Raw genomic sequence first — 740 nt, 5'->3', positions numbered from 1 at the left:
TATATTAGACCCCGTTGGGGTCAAATCACGCGATGGCAGGCGTAAAGTCGAGATGGCGCCAAATGACTTCCGGTCGCGGTTCGTGCAAAATTTTTTTTTTGCACGGCTGGTCTTGTTTCTAACTCCGCGAGGAGTGGGATGTTTATAGCAATGCGCCGTTCCGGCTTTGAAAACTCCATAGGAGTGAAATGTGCTTTTCATAAATAACCGAGGATTGTATCAACGCACTGCGACATGTCACTCCTACGGAGTTTGAGAATAATGATAGCTCGGGATTTGCTAGAAACATTTCACCCCTCGCGGGGTTAGTCAGAGTGTATTACCGATCACAAATAACAGCCCCCTTTGGTGCAAAATTCAGGGAGTGCGAGCAATCAGCAACCAGTTACTATTTCAACAACAGAGTCTTGCGCGTTTGCACGAAGCCTTGTCCTGAGCCGGTCGAAGGATCCCCCGCGCGAATCTTGTAGAGATAAACCCCGGAATCCAGCTTCCGCCCGGCAGCATCCCTCCCATCCCATTTCACCCGATGATAACCAGCCGGCATTTCATAATCAACTAACGTTCGAACTTCGCGGCCGAGGAGGTTGAAGATTTTCAAGCTTACTTTTCCTGGCAGAGGCAATTGGTATTCGATCACGGTTTCGGGATTGAAGGGGTTGGGGTAGTTTTGCGACAGGCCGAACACTGTTGGAATCTGTGGTTTCTCTTCTTGAAGCACCCGATCCGGCGGCAGCGGC

At 50.1% G+C, this 740-nt stretch carries 1 protein-coding gene; it reads right to left on the bottom strand.

The genetic code is table 11. The features are described from left to right. Window positions 1–388: 388 nt before the first annotated feature. Window positions 389–740: T9SS type A sorting domain-containing protein (locus L6R21_28065; GenBank protein ID MCK6563062.1), on the bottom strand; the 352-nt coding region annotated here is incomplete at its 5' end.

It is taken from the genome of bacterium (assembly GCA_023150945.1).
Taxonomy (GTDB): domain Bacteria; phylum Zhuqueibacterota; class Zhuqueibacteria; order Zhuqueibacterales; family Zhuqueibacteraceae; genus Coneutiohabitans.
Note: the sequence above shows the minus strand (reverse complement) of the source record. Positions and strands in the feature narration are given on the sequence as shown.